Here is a 17,116-nt window from a genome sequence, read left to right as displayed (position 1 = left end):
CGGACACCGTCCGACACCGATCATGCGTCGCTCAGCCCGGCGGGTCCAACAAAGCGGCGATGTCGATCTTGCCGTTGGGTGTCCGGGGGAAGGAAACGATCCGCCGGACCTCGTCCGGCACCTGGGCGCGTGGCAGTACGGCCGAGAGCGCTTTCCGCACGGCGTCCGGCTCCGCGCCGGCGCCGTCCGTCCCGTTCCCCGCCTCTGTTCCGCCCAGCGGTTCCTCGGTGTAGAACATCGCGAGACGTTCGTACGCACCGCTCTCACCGGCCATGGGCAGCACGGCGCACTCCCGTATCCCGGCCAGCCGCAGGGCCGCAGCCTCGGTCTCGGCCGGTTCGACGCGGTGACCGGAGATCTTGATCTGCCGGTCGGCGCGGCCGTGGAAGTGCAGCAGCCCGTCGCTGTCCAGCCGCCCGAGATCGCCGGTGCGGTAGATCCTCCGGGGGCCGGTGCCGGGGTCGAATGTGGCGAAACTCTCCGCCGTGGCAAGCTCGTTGCCGAGGTATCCGTCGGCCAGGCCCTCCCCCGAGACGCAGATCTCGCCGAGCGCGCCGGGCGGGACCTCGCTGCCTGCGTCGCTGTCGAGGATGTGGATCGCGGTGCCGGGGACCGCCGTGCCGAGCGGGATGCCGTACTCGGCCTCGCAGTCGGCCGGTCGGATCCGGTGGGTGGTGACGAAGACGCAGCACTCGACCGGGCCGTAACCGTTGAGCAGTGTGATGCCCGGGTGGCGGGCGAGGAAGGACCGGATGTGCGGGGCGGACAGCCGCTCACCGCCGGTGAAGACCTGGCGCAGGCCGGTGAAGCAGTCGGGGTCCTCGTCCACGAAGAGGTTGAAGAGGGCGGCGGTCAGCCAGATGGTGTCCAGGCCGGTGGACGCGACGAGTTCGGCCAGGTCGTCGGGGAGGAAGTAGTCGCCGTCGATGAGCACGACCGTGCCGCCGGTGGTCAGCATGCTCCACAGTTCGAGGGTGAACGCGTCCCAGGAGACGGGGGCGGCCTGGGGCATCACACGGCCGGGGCCGAAGTCGGCGAAGCCGTCCGGGCCGAACAGCCGGGTGGTGGCGCGGTGCGGCGAGAGCACGCCCTTGGGGGTGCCGGTGGTGCCGGAGGTGAAGAACACGGTGGCAGGTGCGGTCCCGTCCACAGCCTGCGCTGTGTCCGGGTCCGGGTCCGGTTCCGGGTCCGGTTCCGGCGCGCGTACGGCCGCTTCGCTCAACTCCTCGTCGGGCGGCGTCCATACGGCGTGAGCGTCGACGTCCGTGCCCGGCGACGAACCCGCCGGCAGCGACCGGCCCACCACGACCGGTGGCGCCAGCATGCCGAGCACGGTCCGCAGGCGGTCGGCGGGCAGTTTCGGATCCAGCGCCGCGTAGGCGGCACCGCGTTTGAGTACGGCGAGGACCACGGCCACCAGTTGCGGCGAGCGGGGCAGCAGCACGGGCACCCGTTGTCCGGGGCCCACACCGAGGCGGCCCAGCTCCACGGCGTACGCCTCCGCCGCCAGGTCGAGCGTCCGATAGCTGACGGGCCGGCCCGCGAAGACGAGCGCCGTGGCGTCCGGCCGGATCCTGGCCTGCGACGCGACGGCCTCATGGATGAGCCGCGTGCCGGGCGTGCGGGACGGGCCGAACGAGTGGGACATGCGCGACATGAGAAGTCGGTCCCCGTCCCCGTCAGACGGCTTCGCCGCTGGCGATCACGGCGGCACTGAAATCGGCGACCGTGTCGCTGTCGAAGACTGTGTCGGGAGAGACCCGTATGCCCAGCTCTCTCTTGACCCGCGTACATATGCGTACCGCTTGGAGGGATGTGCCGCCGAAGTCGTAGAAGCTGTCGGAGGGCTTCAACTCATCGGCTCCGAGGACATCTGCCATGATCCGGACGACGGAAGCGCTGTCGCCGCGCTGCTGCTCGGACACCTTCATCTCGCATCCTGCCGATTGATGGAAGGTGCCCATTCTGACCCAGATCCCGCGCATACGTTCGGTCGAGGTATCCGAGAGCGACGCGCCGGTCCGGCCGAGGCGCCGCGCGGCGACGCCTCGGCCTGCCGGGGTCAGGACTTACGGGACCGGGCGGCCGTCTTCTTGGCCGCCGCCGTCCTCGTCGCCGACTTCGCACCGGTCGTCACCGCGGCCTTTTTCGCGGCCGTCTTCCGGGCCGGTGACTTCGTACGCCCCGAGGGAGCCGCGTCGCTGATCCGCTCCGCGTCCAGGATCTCCCGGAGGAATTTGCCGGTGTGGCTGGTCGAGACTCCGGCCACCTGCTCCGGTGTGCCCTCGGCGACGACGAGCCCGCCGCCGTTGCCCCCCTCGGGACCCATGTCGACCACCCAGTCCGCCGTCTTGATGACGTCCAGGTTGTGCTCGATGACGATCACCGTGTTGCCCTTGTCGACCAGCCCCGACAGCACGGTGATCAACTTGCTGATGTCGTCGAAGTGCAGACCGGTGGTGGGCTCGTCCAGCACGTACACCGTGCGGCCCGTGGACCGCTTCTGGAGTTCGCTGGCCAGCTTCACACGCTGCGCCTCGCCGCCCGAGAGGGTCGGCGCGGACTGTCCGAGCCGCACATAGCCCAGGCCCACCTCGTTGAGCGTCTTGAGATGGCGCGAGATCGTCGGGACGGCCTCGAAGAAGTCCAGCCCTTCCTCGATGGGCATGTCCAGCACCTCGGCGATGGACTTGCCCTTGTAGTGGACCTCCAGGGTCTCCCGGTTGTAGCGCGCGCCGTGGCAGACCTCGCACGGGACGTACACATCCGGCAGGAAGTTCATCTCGATCTTGATCGTGCCGTCGCCCGCGCAGTTCTCACAGCGCCCGCCCTTGACGTTGAAGGAGAAGCGCCCCGGCAGATAGCCGCGGACCTTCGCCTCCATCGTCTCGGCGAACAGCTTGCGCACATGGTCGAAGACCCCGGTGTACGTGGCCGGGTTGGACCGGGGCGTACGGCCGATGGGCGACTGGTCGACATGCACGACCTTGTCGACCAGGTCGTCCCCGTCGACCCGGGTGTGGCGCCCCGGCACCGACTTGGCGCCGTTCAGCTCACGGGCCAGATGCATATAGAGGATGTCGTTGACGAGGGTCGACTTGCCCGATCCGGAGACACCCGTGACGGCGGTGAACAGGCCGAGCGGGAACGACACGTCGATGTCCCGCAGGTTGTTCTCCCGCGCGCCGTGCACGGTGAGCCCGCGTCCGGGGTCTTTCGGCCTGCGCACGTCGGGCGTCGGGATGACCTTCTTGCCGGCCAGATAACGCCCGGTGATCGACTCCTCGTTGTCCAGAAGCTCCTTCAGGGAACCGGAGTGGACGACCTTGCCGCCGTGCTCGCCCGCGCCGGGGCCGATGTCGACGATCCAGTCGGCCACCTTGATGGTGTCCTCGTCGTGCTCCACGACGATCAGGGTGTTGCCCATGTCGCGCAGCCGGATGAGGGTTTCGATCAGCCGGTGGTTGTCGCGCTGGTGGAGGCCGATGGACGGCTCGTCCAGGACGTACAGGACGCCGACCAGACCGGAGCCGATCTGCGTGGCGAGCCGGATGCGCTGCGCCTCGCCGCCGGACAGGGTGCCGGCCGCGCGGTTGAGCGAGAGATAGTCCAGACCGACGTCGACCAGGAACCGCAGCCGTTCGTTGACCTCCTTGAGGACCCGCTCGGCGATCTGCTTGTCCCTGGCGTTCAGCGTCATCTTGCCGAGGAAGTCGGCGCACTCGCTGATCGACATCGCGGAGATGTCGGCGATGGACCTGTCCATGACCGTGACCGCGAGGACGAGCGGCTTGAGGCGGGTGCCGTGGCATGTCGGGCAGGGCACCTCGCGCATATAGCCCTCGAAGCGCTCCCTGCTGGTGTCGCTCTCCGCGTCCGCGTGCCGCCGCTTGACGAAGGAGACGGCGCCCTCGAACGACGGGCTCGTGTATCCGCGCTCGCGGCCGTACCTGTTCCTGAACCGCACCTCGACCTGGGTCTTGTGGCCGTACAGCAGGGCCTTCCTGGCGCGCTGCGGCAGCCCGGCCCACGGGATGTCCGTACGGAAGCCGAGGGCCTGCGCCAGACCGCCGATCATCCGGCCGAAATACTCCTTCGTATGGCCGTGCGACCAGGGGTGGATCGCGCCCTCGTCCAGCGACTTCTCCTCGTCGGGGACGATCAGCTCCGGGTCGACCTCCATGCGGGTGCCGATGCCCGTGCAGTCCGGGCAGGCGCCGAAGGGCGAGTTGAAGGAGAAGGAGCGGGGCTCCAGCTCCTCGAAGGACAGGTCGTCGTACGGGCAGTACAGATGCTCCGAGTACATCCGCTCGCGCTCGGGGTCGTCCTCCGGGAGGTCCACGAAGTCGAGGACGATCATGCCGCCGGAGAGCCCGAGCGCGGTCTCGACCGAGTCGGTCAGCCGGCGCTTGGCGCTGCCCTTCACCGTGAGGCGGTCGACCACCACCTCGATGGTGTGCTTCTCCTGCTTCTTGAGCTTCGGCGGCTCGCTGAGCTGGATGGTCTGCCCGTCGACGCGCGCCCGGCTGTACCCCTTGGTCTGGAGGTCCGAGAACAGGTCGACGAACTCGCCCTTGCGCTCCCGGATCAGCGGCGACAGCACCTGGAAGCGGCTGCCCTCGGGCAGCTCCAGGACCTTGTCGACAATGGCCTGCGGCGACTGGCGGGTGATCGGCCGGCCGCACTCGGGGCAGTGCGGCTTGCCGATACGGGCGAAGAGCAGCCGGAGATAGTCGTAGACCTCGGTGATCGTGCCGACCGTCGATCGGGGGTTGCGGGACGTGGACTTCTGGTCGATGGAGACGGCCGGCGAGAGACCTTCGATGAAGTCGACATCCGGCTTGTCCATCTGGCCGAGGAACTGCCGGGCGTAGGAGGACAGCGATTCGACATAGCGGCGCTGCCCCTCGGCGAAGATCGTGTCGAACGCGAGGGAGGACTTGCCCGACCCGGAGAGCCCGGTGAAGACGATCAGGGAGTCACGAGGGAGGTCGAGCGAGACGTTCTTGAGATTGTGTTCGCGAGCGCCACGGACGATGAGACGGTCGGCCACGCCGGTCCGCACCTTTCTAGAGAGAAGCAGGGGCGGAGCCCCCGTCCCAGAGTAATGGGGGTCGCCAGAGCGATGGACTGCCAATGGGAATGACCCGGGTCACTGGGGCACCGGGCTGCGAGGGCTCCTTTCCAGGATGCCTCCGACGAGCCTATAGCACGCACATTCGATTTACGGCGGCTAGTCGTCGCCTTCACCCGAAGGAGTGGTGCGGCTATCGTCGGCCCCATGCTCGATCATGCGCGCGACCTGGAATCCCTACGTGAAGCGACGGAGCGGCTCCTCACCGCAGCCGCCCGTCTGGACAACGCGTCCGCCGCCGCGGCGTCACGGCTGCCGGGGTGGAGCCGTGGTCATGTACTGGCCCACCTGGCCAGGAACGCCGACGCGCTCGTCAATGTGCTCGAAGGCCGGCCGATGTACCCGGACGCGGCCACCCGCGACGCCGACATCGAGCGCGACGGCCCCCGGCCCCTCGACGCGCAGATCGAAGACGTCCGCGCCACGGCCGACCACTTCCAGCGGGTGGCCGCCGTCCCCGCCGACTGGGCCCGCACGGTCGCGCTGCGCAACGGCGTGACGGACGTGGCCGCCCGGGTCCCGTTCCGCAGGCTCGTAGAAGTCTCGCTGCACCATGTCGACCTGGGCATCGGCCTGGAGCTGGAAGACCTCTCCGACGACTTCACCGCCCGCGAGATCGACTTCCTGACCGAGCGCTTCGCCGGGCACGCGGACGTACCGCCGCTGGCCCTGGCCACGCCCGACGGGCATACCTGGCGCACCGGCCGCGCGGACGGCACCGCGGCCACCGTCACCGGCCCCCCGGCCGACCTCATGGGCTGGCTCGCCGGCCGCCGTACCGGGTCCGCGCTCAAGACGTCGAACCCCGCACTGCCCGTGCTGCCCCCGCTATAGGCTGGGCCGTATGACTTACAGCGGAGCCGTGAAGGTCGGCGGGCCGGCCGATGTGCACGAGCTGACCGACCTGATGATCTCCAAGGTCGCCGTCGGCGCGATGAACAACAACGCCTATCTGCTGCGCTGCCGCGCCAGCGGGGAGCAGTTGCTGATCGACGCGGCGAACGACGCGGCCACGCTGCTGACGCTGATCGGTGACGACGGCATCGCGTCCGTCGTCACCACGCACCGGCACGGCGACCACTGGCAGGCGCTGGCCGAGGTCGTGGCCGCCACCGGCGCCGTGACGTACGCCGGACGGTACGACGCGGAGGGGATCCCCGTCCCGACCGACGTCCTGGTCGAGGACGGCGACACGATCCGGGTCGGACGGATCGAGGTGACCGCCCGCCATCTCGTCGGTCACACGCCGGGCTCGGTCGCCCTGGTCTACGACGACCCGCACGGCCATCCGCACCTGTTCACCGGCGACTGTCTCTTCCCCGGCGGTGTGGGCAACACGTTCCAGGACCCGGCCGCCTTCGCCAGTCTGGTCAACGACGTCGAGACGAAGCTTTTCGACCAACTGCCGGACGAGACCTGGGTCTATCCGGGACACGGCGACGACACCACACTCGGCGCCGAGCGTCCGCAACTGCCGGCTTGGCGCGAGCGCGGCTGGTAGGCGTACCGCGGCTTGGGGTGCTGACGGTGCCGGTGGTTCTGGTGGTTCTGGTGGTCGACCGCGGTCCGCGCCGGAAAACCGGCTGCCGGGGGCATGGGCCCCTCGTTACGCTCCGGTCTCATGCAGCCGCTCACGTATCCCGCCAAGCCCGGCCCCGGCGACCGGATCGCCGTGCTCTCCCCGTCGTCCGGCCTTCCGGGCCTGCTCCCGCTCCCGTACGAACTGGGCCTGACCCGGCTGGAGAATGACTTCGGCCTGGTGCCCGTCGAGTATCCGACGACACGGAAGATGGGCTCGACGCCGCGCGAGCGGGCCGACGACATCCACGCCGCCTTCGCCGATCCGACGGTCAAGGCCATCATCACGAGCATCGGCGGCGACGACCAGATCACCGTACTGCCGCTGCTGGACCGCGAGTTGATCCGCGCCTGCCCCAAGCCGTTCTTCGGCTGGAGCGACAACACCAATCTGCTGGCCTTCCTCTGGAACACCGGGATCGTCGCCTTCCACGGCGGCAGCGTGATGTGCGAGCTGGGCCGGCCCGGCGCGATGGATCCTCTTACAGAGGCGTCGCTGCGCGCCGCCCTCTTCACCTCGGGACCCTTCGAGCTGACCCCCGCCGCGCGCTTCCGCGACACCGACCACGACTGGGCCGACCCGGCGACCTTCCTCGCCGAGCCCGAGACCCGGCCGGGCGGCGGATGGACCGTACACGGCCCCGAGCGGGTGGTGGAGGGCCGGAGCTGGGGCGGCAATCTGGAGACCCTGGGCGCGCTGCTGATGGCGGACCGGGAGATCCGGGACGACCTCGACGCGTACGACGGCCATGTGCTGCTGCTGGAGACCTCGGAGGAGCTGCCGGGCGCCGAGGAGGTCTTCCGGGTCCTGCGGAACATGGGCGAACGCGGGCTGCTGCGGCGCTTCCCCGCGCTCCTGATGGCACGGCCCAAGACCTGGTCGCTGGAGCGGCGGAACAGCCCTCAGGAGGCCGCGCGGTACGCCCGGGAGCAGCGCGCGGCGGTGGTACGGGCGCTGGACACGTACGCCCCCGGCACGATGACCGTCTTCGACGTGGACTTCGGGCACTCGGATCCGCAGTTGGTCATTCCGTACGGCGGCACGGTCCGCGTCGACGGGCCCGCCCGGCGGATCACCGTCACGTACTGAGCGCACACACGACCGGGGCGAGCGGCTGCTGCCACTCGCCCCGGTCGGTGCGTCCCGTACGTCGTGTCTCGTACGTCGCGCGTCGCGCGGTCAGGCTTCGATGTCCGCCTTGCCCTTGCGGACCTCGCCGTCCCCGTCCCCGTCGTCCTTGCCCTCGACCGCCTCACGCTCCGTCTGCTTCTTGGAGGCGATCAGGCTGGTGATCGTGGTGACGATCAGCACACCGCAGATGACGGCGAGCGAGAACGAGATGGAGATCTCGGGGACATGCACCCCGTTCTCGTGCAGTGCGTGCAGCACCAGCTTGACGCCGATGAAGCCGAGGATGACCGACAGGCCGTAACTGAGGTGGACCAGCTTCTTGAGCAGGCCACCGATCAGGAAGTACAACTGCCGCAGACCCATCAGCGCGAAGGCGTTGGCGGTGAAGACGATGTACGGGTCCTGGGTCAGACCGAAGATCGCGGGGATCGAGTCCAGCGCGAACAGCACATCGGTGGTGCCGATGGCCAGCATGACCACCATGAGCGGGGTCAGGACGCGCTTCCCGTTGTTCCGGATGAACAGCTTCGTGCCGTGGTACTTGTCGGCGACGCCGAAGCGCTTCTGGACGGACTTCAGGAGGCGGTTGTCCTCGATCCCTTCCTCTTCCTCACCGGAGCGCGCCTCCTGGATGAGCTTCCAGGCGGTGTAGATCAGGAACGCGCCGAAGATGTAGAAGACCCACGAGAAGCTGCCGATGATCGCCGCGCCCGCCGCGATGAAGATGGCGCGCAGGACGAGGGCGATGAGCACACCGATGAGCAGCACCCGCTGCTGGAGGTGTGAGGGCACCGAGAACTTCGCCATGATCAGGACGAAGACGAAGAGATTATCGACACTGAGCGATTTCTCGGTGATGAATCCGGCGAAGAACTCGCCCGATGCCTGGCTGGTGCCGAACACCATCAGGCCGATTCCGAACAGTGCGGCCAGGACGATCCAGACGACCGTCCAGATTCCGGCTTCCTTGATCGACACGTCATGGGGCTTGCGCCCGATGAGGAAGTCGACCGCGATCAGGGCGGACAGACCAAGAATGGTCAGCACCCACAAAGTAAATGAAACGTCCACTGCGCCTCCGGCGTCGTACGGCAACTGATCAGCGTCGTCGCTGCCGGAGGTCTCTTCCACCCGGGCGTCTGTCTGCGCCGGCGGGCCGACGCCCCGGGACCGATGGCGGTCCGTATTGACGGGTACGTCGCGGTGTGGGAGTACTCCCCTCCGTTCAAAGAAGAGTACAGGAAATGCCAAGGAAAGGTAAAGTAAAGGGCCAAGCAGACGCCAAAGCCGCAGGTCAGGCGCTGTTCAGACGCTACGCGGATCAGGTGACCGCAGGGCGGGCGGCCGTGCGTCAGCGGCGCCAGGCGCGGCGTGCCTCAGAGACCTGTTCGAGCACCTGTCGCAGTATCTGGCTGCCCGGCGGCATCGTCAGCGGCTCGAACGTCCACGCGTGCCCGACCCAGGGGTCGGCGAGGTGGTCGTCGGCGACCGGCGTGATCCGCAGCAGCGAGCGCCAGAGCGGGTCGAGCACGGGGCCGTACGCGCTGGCGTCCTCCCGGTCGGCGACCATCATCAGATGGACGCCGACGGCCGGGCCCTCGTCGGCGAGATAGCGCAGTTGTGTGACCGCGCGGTCGTCGAACCCGTGCGGGAAGTCGTTGACGATCAGCAGTTGCTCGGCGGTGTCGAGACCGGGCGGCAGCGAGTCCGCCGCGCCGCCCCTGATGGCCATCTGCACCAGGTCGACGCGCTGGGTGAGCTTCGCGAGGACGGCGGAGACGCCCCCGGCGCCCGTCGCCGGCGGCTGGTTCAGCACGCCAGCGCCGACCAGCGGGGCCAGCGACATGGCGGCCGAGCCCGCCGCGTCGATCACATGGACGGTGAACTCGCCCGGCGGATACGCCGCGAGGAGGCGCGCGGCGTACCCGACCGCGTTGTCCATCGCGAGCCGGCGCAACTGCCCCTCGTCCAGCATCAGCGCGGCCTCCGAGCCGGACCGGCCGCTGTCGATCCACAGGCCGCGCTCCAGCGGGAGCCTGACCAGCATGGGGATGCGCAGGTCGGTGCGCTCGGGGAGATACAGATCGCCCAGGCGCAGCGCCATCGGGTTGTCCATCGGGACGCGGTAGGCGTGCCAGACGGGGTTGTCCCAGCGGGCGTACGCGGGCGGCAGGGCGGGCTCGACGACCGCGGACTCGGCGGCCAGTTGACCGAGGTCCCGGTCGAGGGCTTCGCGCGCCTGGTCGGTGAGCCGGTCGCGCTTGGCGCGGGCGACCTCGCGGGCCGCGTCGCCGGTACCGCCTATCCGGCTGCGCGGGTCGGACAGGACACGGTCGAGCTCCTGGTCCATCCGGGACTCGGCGAAGTCGACGGCGCTGCGGTAGGCGGCGGTGGCGCGGGCCAGGTCCTCGAACATGCCCCACACCTGGTTGTACAGGCGCTCCTCCATGGACCAGCCGGTCGCGTCGCCCGCGACCGGGCGCGGCGCCTGACCGGGCTGGGCCGGCACCGAGGCGGGCGGCGGGGTGGGCGGAGCCGTCTGGCGGCGCGGGTGCGTGTAGTTGACCCGTCCGCCCGCGGTGGTGTGGGAGGCGGCGGCCGGCTGCTGGCCCTGGCCGTCCGCCGGGCCGCCCGGCTGCTGGCCGGGGGTGCCGGGCAGTTGGTGCGGGGTGGCGCCGGGGCCGGGGGGCACGCCCGCGCCCGACGAGGCTCCCGCGCCCGCGGCGCTCTGGCCGGGCTGAGCGGGCCGGGTGGCCGCGGCGGATCCGTCCGCGCGCACCCGTACGCCGTCCGGCGTGCCGGTACGGGGGGCCTGGATGGCGCTGGCCATGTGCCGGGCCACCGCTTCCTGGATCCCGGCGGCGAACTCGCGGGCCCCCGGCACGCCTTGGTCGCCGAAGAGTTCGGCCAGCCCGCCCGCGTACCCCTGGCCGACTGCACGGACCTTCCAGGCACCCTGCCTGCGGTAGAGCTCCAGGGCGATGACGGCGGACTCCGCCTCGAGGCCGGTGATGGTGAAGCTGGCGATCTCGGTGCCGTCGGTGGCGGTGACGGCGGCGAACGGGGCCGCGGTCGTGCCGAACCTGGCCGGTCCGCCGACCCCTTCGGGGAGCGCGAGCAGTACGTGCACGAGATGCGCGCGGTCGGGCACGGCCTCCAGGTCGACATGGAAGCGCAGCCCGGCGGCTGCCTGCCGGGACACCTCGATGCCGGGGAGGGTGGGCGAGCCGGGATGGGCGATCCACTCGACGCCGAGGACCGTGCCCCGGTCGTCGCCGAGGGTGGCGCACGCCAGGACCGGTGCTCCGGCCGTCACCCGGATCTCCAGTCGGCTGTGGGGCAAGAGATGGTTCTGCCCCCGGACCAGCTCGGCCGTCATCGCCTCTGTCCCCTCGTCGGTCACGCGTCGGTGGCCCGTAGTGATGTCGTTCGGTGGTGCCGCGTCCGAACCGCCCGGTGAGACGGTTCGCTCGGTGCTCGGTGTGACTGTCTGCCGATACCGCTCGGCAAGCGGTGCAGCTCCCGGCGGCCTTGCCTCCGGGAGCTGCGCGTACGCCGGCGGGAGCCGTGCCTACAGGTGCGGCAGGATCGCCGGCATCAGGTCCTGGAACGTACGGCCGTTGGCCGGGTTGCCCAGGGCCGTCATCTGCCAGCCGGCGCCGGCGCGGTGCACCTTCGCCATGATCTGCGCGGTGTACTGACCGCCGCCGTCGAGTGTGTAGCGGGCGAGCTCGTCGCCGTTGGTCTCGTCCACGATGCGGCAGAAGGCGTTCTGCACCTCCTGGAACGTCTGGCCGGTGAACGAGTTCACCGTGAAGACGATCTGGTCGATGTGCACCGGAACCCGCTGGAGATCGACCAGGATCGCCTCGTCGTCGCCGCCCTGTCCGGCGCCGCCGACCAGGTTGTCACCGGTGTGCCGTACGGAGCCGTCGTCGCTGACGAGGTGGCGGAAGAAGACGACGTCGACCGGCTGCTTGTCGGCGAAGAGCACGGCCGAGGCGTCCAGGTCGATCTCGCGGGTGCGGGACCCGAACAGGCCACGGCGCGGGGCGGCTTGCCAGCCGAGCCCCATGCGCACCGCGGTCAGCGTGCCGCCGCCCCTCTTCTCCAGGCTGATGGCCTGACCCTTGGTCAGGTTGACCCCAGGGCCCCCGGGCGCACTGCCCTTGGATACGTCCACCACGCGCTGTCCCCTCTCAGAATTTCCCCGCAACCGTCCATGTGTGCGGTTGCCCTGCACCCTACGCAGTCACTCGGACAGCGCAGGAGACTTCGGCCGTTTTTGTGTCGGTCTTGCAACACACCCGGTGCCGCCGCGTCAGGCGAGCCCCGCCTCCCTCATCTGCCGCAGCTCCTTCTTCAGTTCACCGACCTCGTCACGCAGCCGCGCCGCCACCTCGAATTGCAGATCGGCGGCTGCCGCGCGCATGCGATCGGTCATCTCCTCGATGATCCCGGCCAGTTCGGCCGCGGGCCGGTCGGTGACCACCGCGCCCGCCTTACCCGCCTTGCCCGCCCGGCCCGAGAGCGTCGGCACCGGGGTCTTCGCCTGCTTGCCGTCCTTGCCCTGGCGGTAGCCCGTACCGAGCAGTTCCTCGGTGTCGACCTCTTCGCGCGCGATGGTCGCGACGATGTCGTTGATCTTCTTGCGCAGCGGCTGCGGGTCGAGACCGCGCTCGGTGTTGTACGCGATCTGCTTCGCGCGGCGGCGGTTGGTCTCGTCGATGGCCTGCTCCATCGCCGGGGTGATCTTGTCCGCGTACATATGGACCTGGCCCGAGACGTTGCGCGCCGCGCGGCCGATCGTCTGGATCAGCGACGTCCCCGAGCGCAGGAAGCCCTGTTTGTCGGCGTCGAGGATGGCCACCAGCGAGACCTCGGGGAGGTCCAGGCCCTCACGCAGGAGGTTGATGCCGACGAGGACGTCGTACTCCCCCGCGCGCAGCTCGCGCAGCAGCTCGATACGGCGCAGTGTGTCCACGTCGCTGTGCAGATAGCGGACCTGCACGCCCAGCTCGAGGAAGTAGTCGGTCAGGTCCTCGGCCATCTTCTTGGTGAGGGTGGTGACCAGGACGCGCTCGTCCTTCTCGGTGCGGGCGCGGATCTCGTGCACCAGGTCGTCGATCTGGCCCTCGGTGGGCTTGACGACGACCTCCGGGTCGATGAGCCCGGTGGGGCGGATGATCTGCTCCACATAGCCGTCGCCGCGGGAGAGTTCGTACTTGCCGGGGGTGGCCGACAGATAGACGCTCTGGCCGACGCGCTCCTGGAACTCCTCCCATTTCAGCGGGCGGTTGTCCAGCGCGGAGGGCAGCCGGAAGCCGTGGTCCACCAGGGTGCGCTTACGGGACGCGTCGCCCTCGTACATCGCGCCGATCTGCGGCACCGTGACGTGCGACTCGTCGATGACCAGCAGGAAGTCCTCGGGGAAGTAGTCGAGGAGGGTGTTGGGCGCGGTGCCGGGCGAGCGGTCGTCGAAGTGCATCGAGTAGTTCTCGATACCGGAGCAGGAGCCGATCTGGCGCATCATCTCGATGTCGTACGTGGTGCGCATGCGCAGCCGCTGGGACTCCAGGAGCTTGCCCTGCCTGTCCAGCTCGGCCAGGCGCTCCTCCAGCTCACGCTCGATGCCGTTGACGGCCTTCTCCATGCGCTCCGGACCCGCCACGTAGTGGCTGGCGGGGAAGACGTAGAGCTTCTCGTCCTCACTGATGATCTCGCCCGTGAGGGGGTGCAGGGTGGACAGGGCCTCGATCTCGTCACCGAACATCTCGATGCGGACGGCCAGCTCCTCGTAGACCGGGAAGATCTCGATGGTGTCGCCGCGCACGCGGAAGGTGCCGCGCGTGAACGCCATGTCGTTGCGGGTGTACTGCATGTCGACGAAGCGGCGCAGCAACTGGTCCCGGTCGTACTCCGCGCCGACCTCCAGGCCGACCATGCGGTCCACGTACTCCTGGGGCGTACCCAGGCCGTAGATGCAGGAGACGGAAGCCACCACGATCACGTCACGGCGGGTGAGCAGCGAATTCGTCGCCGAATGGCGCAGCCGCTCCACCTCGTCGTTGATCGAGGAGTCCTTCTCGATGTACGTGTCCGACTGGGGGACGTACGCCTCGGGCTGGAAGTAGTCGTAGTACGAGACGAAGTACTCGACGGCGTTGTTGGGCAGCAGCTCGCGGAACTCGTTCGCCAACTGGGCCGCCAGCGTCTTGTTCGGGGCCATCACCAGGGTGGGGCGCTGAAGCTTCTCGATCATCCAGGCCGTGGTGGCCGACTTGCCGGTGCCCGTCGCACCGAGCAGGACGACATCCCGCTCACCCGCGCGGATGCGGCGCTCCAGGTCCGCGATGGCGGTCGGCTGGTCGCCGCTGGGGACGTAGGAGCTGATGACCTCAAAAGGCGCCGAAGTACGTTCGATCTTGGAGACTGGCCGCATGCATCCACCGTACGACCCCCCACTGACAGTCGGGTGTGGATCACCAGTCGTGGACGCCTCGCGAGCCGCCCCCGGAGGGCCCGGAGACCGCTTCGCCGGCGCCCTCTCCGTACGTGGGCTCCCGCCGGTCCCGCTGGTCCGGTACGCCGGGCAGGGCGCGCTCCTGGCGGTCCCGGCCCCACCGCCGGTCCCTGAGCACCGGTCCCGGCCGCCGGCCGCCCGTGACCATCAGCGGGTCGAAGATCACGACGACGGCCGCGAGGAGCAGGAAGACGCCGGGTCCCACCAGCATGGGCCCGAGCAGTGTCACCGCCGATTCGCCGTTGTCGGCTCCCTGGGCTCCTTGGGCTCCCCCGGCGGGGCCGTACGGCGTCCACAGATGGACGTGGACGGCGGCCATGCCCATGTAGTGCATCCCGGTGACGGCGATGCCCATCGCCAGGCTGGCGGCGAGACTCATCAGCAGCCCGTGGACGGACGCGGCGGCCCACAGGGCCGTGGTCGCCGCCACGACGGCGATCGCGACGGAGCCGCCGACGGTCACCGTGTCGTACTCGACACGGCCCTCCAGTCGGATTCCGGCCATTCCCAGGTAATGCATGCTCGCGATGCCGAGACCGGTGACGGTGCCGCCGGTGACCAGGGCCATCGTGGTCGTCCCCCGGTATCCCACGATGAAGATGCCGACGCCCACCATGACGATCGCGAGGGCGAGGCTGGCGAAGGTCGTGGCCCGGTCGTAGGCGACGGGGGTCTCCGCCACGGCGAAGCCCATCATGGCGATGAAGTGCATCGTCCACACGCCCGAGCCGATCGAGGTGGCGGCGAGCACGAGCCAGCCGGCCTTGCGCCCCCGTTCCGGCGTGTGCAGGGAGCGCATGGCGCAGCGCAGGCCCAGAGCGCCGCCGAGGCAGGCCATGAGGAAGGCCGCCACGGGGGTGATCAGGCCGTAGCTGAATCCGTCGGTGGTGCCCTGCATGCGGTACGCCCTTCGCTCCTGGGAGCCGTCTGCGGAAGCGTTGGTTCGGGGGCGAGGGTATGACCAGCGGCACGGCAAGCAAACATCAGGTCACCGTTTTGTCGACTTGGAGACCGCTTCCCGGCTCGGCTCGGGCGCATTCCGTTCACGTTGTGGCCAACCTTCGCCTGTCGCGTGTTGGCTGCCGACTGTCACTCTCGGCCCGTCTGTGATCGATCGACGCAAGGAGTCCACGTGTACGCACGCACCTCTGTGACCGCGACCGTCGCGCTGCTGGGAGCCGCCGCGCTGGTTCTGCCGGGGACCACGTCGGCCGCCGCGCCGCGGACCGATGCCCCGCAGACGTCCGCCGCGTCCGCCCGGCACGCCGCCGATCCCCTGGTCATCGCGCACCGCGGCGCCTCCGCCTACGCGCCGGAGAACACCCTCGCCGCCGTCGACAAGGCCGAGGACCTGGGCATCGACTGGGTGGAGAACGACGTCCAGCGTACGAAGGACGGACAGTTGGTCGTCCTGCACGACACCAACCTCAAGCGCACCACCGACGTCGAGGAGGTGTTCCCCGACCGCGCTCCGTGGAATGTGAAGGACTTCACCGCCGCCGAGATCGCGCGACTGGACGCGGGCAGTTGGTTCGGCGCCGAGTGGGCGGGCGCGCGGGTGCCGACGCTCAAGCAGTATCTGGACACCGTCGAGGACAACCGGCAGAAGCTTCTTCTGGAGATCAAGGCGCCCGAGCTGTACCCGGGCATCGAGAAGGACATCCTGGGTGTGCTCCGCGCGGAGGGCTGGCTGGACCGCGCGCATGTGCGGAGCAAGCTCGTCATCCAGAGCTTCGGCGTGGACAGCGTGAAGGCCGTGCACGAGCAGCGGCCCGACGTGACCACCGGGTTCCTCGGTACGCCGGCGGTGGCCGACCTGCCGTCGTACGCGGCGTTCACCGACCAGATCAACCCCACGCACTCCTCGCTCACCGCCGAGTACGTGGCTGCCGTGCACCGGCTGAAGGGCGCGCACGGCAAGCGGCTCCAGGTCAGCACCTGGACGGTCAACGACGCGGCGGGCGCGCAGCGCGTGGCCGGGTTCGGGGTGGACGGCATCATCACCAACAACCCCGATGTGGTGGAGGACGCGGTGGGCTGACCGCCGGGCGGAGCGGAGCGGGGCGGGCCGACGGCCGGTCGCGCGGCCGGTCGTGCGGCCGGTCGGGGCCGGTCGTGCGGCCGGTCGGGGCCGGTCGAGAGGCCGGTCGAGGGCCGTTGTCAGACCCTGGCCGTAGCGTTGTCGGCATGAACAGCAACGCGCAGTCGGTGGAGTGGGCCGTTGTCGGAAGCGACATCGGCCCACTGCTGCTGGCCGCCACCGGTGAAGGACTTGTGACGGTTGTCTTCCACGCCACGACCGGGCGGCGGGACATGACACTTCGACAGTTGAAGGGCCGGCTCGGCGCCGAGCCCGTCGAGGACCCGGCGGGCCGGCTGGCCGAGCCGATACGGCAGTTGGCGGCCTTCTTCGAGGGCACGCTGCGGGAGTTCGAGCTGCCGCTGGACTGGTCGCTGTCGGGGGGCTTCAACCGGCAGGTGCTGCGCGAGCTGGCGGCCGGTGTGCCGTACGGCTCGGTCGTCGGCTACGGCGATCTGGCCGACCGGGTGGGCAGTCCGGGCGCGGCGCAGGCGGTCGGCGCCGCGATGGGGTCCAACCCGCTGCCGATCGTGGTGCCGTGCCACCGGGTGGTGGAGAGCGGTGGCGGACTGGGCGGCTTCGGGGGCGGCCTGGAGACCAAGCGTCAACTGCTGGCGCTGGAAGGCGTACTGCCCGCGCCGCTGTTCTGACGCACTCCGTCCGCGCTCT

The 17,116-nt window shown here is 69.7% G+C and carries 13 protein-coding genes; 5 read left to right on the top strand and 8 right to left on the bottom strand.

All coding sequences use genetic code 11. The features are described 5' to 3' along the window. Nucleotides 1-31: 31 nt before the first annotated feature. From OG329_RS33085 to uvrA, 3 genes are all read right to left on the bottom strand, one after another. Nucleotides 32-1,648, bottom strand: a complete 1,617-nt coding sequence (locus tag OG329_RS33085) for an amino acid adenylation domain-containing protein (RefSeq protein WP_405800098.1) — start codon at nucleotides 1,646-1,648, stop codon at nucleotides 32-34. Nucleotides 1,649-1,679: 31 nt separating this feature from the next. Further along, a complete protein-coding gene (locus tag OG329_RS33080) occupies nucleotides 1,680-1,931 on the bottom strand; it encodes an acyl carrier protein (protein ID WP_405800096.1) in 252 nt (83 codons plus the stop codon). 131 nt (nucleotides 1,932-2,062) lie between these two features. Next, nucleotides 2,063-5,053, bottom strand: coding sequence for an excinuclease ABC subunit UvrA (uvrA, locus tag OG329_RS33075; RefSeq protein WP_405800094.1), 2,991 nt, complete (start codon nucleotides 5,051-5,053; stop codon nucleotides 2,063-2,065). Between the two features lie 228 nt (nucleotides 5,054-5,281). Between uvrA and OG329_RS33070 the strand changes: the two genes are divergently transcribed. From OG329_RS33070 to OG329_RS33060, 3 genes are all read left to right on the top strand, one after another. Further along, complete coding sequence (locus OG329_RS33070) at nucleotides 5,282-5,968, top strand: maleylpyruvate isomerase family mycothiol-dependent enzyme (protein ID WP_405800093.1); 687 nt, start codon at nucleotides 5,282-5,284, stop codon at nucleotides 5,966-5,968. 10 nt (nucleotides 5,969-5,978) lie between these two features. Further along, nucleotides 5,979-6,635: an MBL fold metallo-hydrolase gene (locus OG329_RS33065; RefSeq protein WP_405800091.1), complete on the top strand. Its 657-nt coding sequence runs from the start codon at nucleotides 5,979-5,981 to the stop codon at nucleotides 6,633-6,635. A gap of 120 nt (nucleotides 6,636-6,755) precedes the next feature. Next, nucleotides 6,756-7,802, top strand: coding sequence for a S66 peptidase family protein (locus OG329_RS33060; protein ID WP_405800089.1), 1,047 nt, complete (start codon nucleotides 6,756-6,758; stop codon nucleotides 7,800-7,802). Nucleotides 7,803-7,892: 90 nt separating this feature from the next. Here the strand turns inward: OG329_RS33060 and OG329_RS33055 are convergent, their stop codons facing one another. The 5 genes from OG329_RS33055 to OG329_RS33035 form a co-directional block, all read right to left on the bottom strand. Then, nucleotides 7,893-8,915 (bottom strand): TerC family protein, encoded by a 1,023-nt coding sequence (locus tag OG329_RS33055; RefSeq protein WP_405802154.1) that lies wholly within the window; start codon nucleotides 8,913-8,915, stop codon nucleotides 7,893-7,895. A 280-nt stretch (nucleotides 8,916-9,195) separates the two neighbouring features. Beyond that, nucleotides 9,196-11,223 carry a TerD family protein gene (locus OG329_RS33050; RefSeq protein ID WP_405800087.1) on the bottom strand — a complete coding sequence of 676 codons (2,028 nt, stop codon included), beginning with the start codon at nucleotides 11,221-11,223 and terminating at the stop codon, nucleotides 9,196-9,198. 192 nt (nucleotides 11,224-11,415) lie between these two features. Then, nucleotides 11,416-11,982 (bottom strand): TerD family protein, encoded by a 567-nt coding sequence (locus OG329_RS33045; RefSeq protein WP_031231966.1) that lies wholly within the window; start codon nucleotides 11,980-11,982, stop codon nucleotides 11,416-11,418. Between the two features lie 183 nt (nucleotides 11,983-12,165). Beyond that, entirely contained in the window at nucleotides 12,166-14,286 is a 2,121-nt protein-coding gene (gene uvrB / locus OG329_RS33040) for an excinuclease ABC subunit UvrB (RefSeq protein WP_405800086.1), read from the bottom strand. Nucleotides 14,287-14,326: 40 nt separating this feature from the next. Beyond that, nucleotides 14,327-15,265, bottom strand: a complete 939-nt coding sequence (locus OG329_RS33035) for an MHYT domain-containing protein (protein WP_405800084.1) — start codon at nucleotides 15,263-15,265, stop codon at nucleotides 14,327-14,329. Nucleotides 15,266-15,499: 234 nt separating this feature from the next. Here OG329_RS33035 and OG329_RS33030 point away from each other — a divergent pair, with 234 nt between their 5' ends. Then, on the top strand, nucleotides 15,500-16,408 hold the full coding sequence (locus OG329_RS33030) for a glycerophosphodiester phosphodiesterase (protein WP_405800083.1): 909 nt from the start codon (nucleotides 15,500-15,502) through the stop codon (nucleotides 16,406-16,408). Nucleotides 16,409-16,554: 146 nt separating this feature from the next. Next, nucleotides 16,555-17,097 (top strand): methylated-DNA--[protein]-cysteine S-methyltransferase, encoded by a 543-nt coding sequence (locus tag OG329_RS33025; RefSeq protein ID WP_405800082.1) that lies wholly within the window; start codon nucleotides 16,555-16,557, stop codon nucleotides 17,095-17,097. Nucleotides 17,098-17,116: the final 19 nt, after the last annotated feature.

The sequence above is a fragment of the Streptomyces sp. NBC_01506 genome (genome assembly GCF_045040295.1).
Taxonomy (GTDB): domain Bacteria; phylum Actinomycetota; class Actinomycetes; order Streptomycetales; family Streptomycetaceae; genus Streptomyces.
Note: the sequence above shows the minus strand (reverse complement) of the source record. Positions and strands in the feature narration are given on the sequence as shown.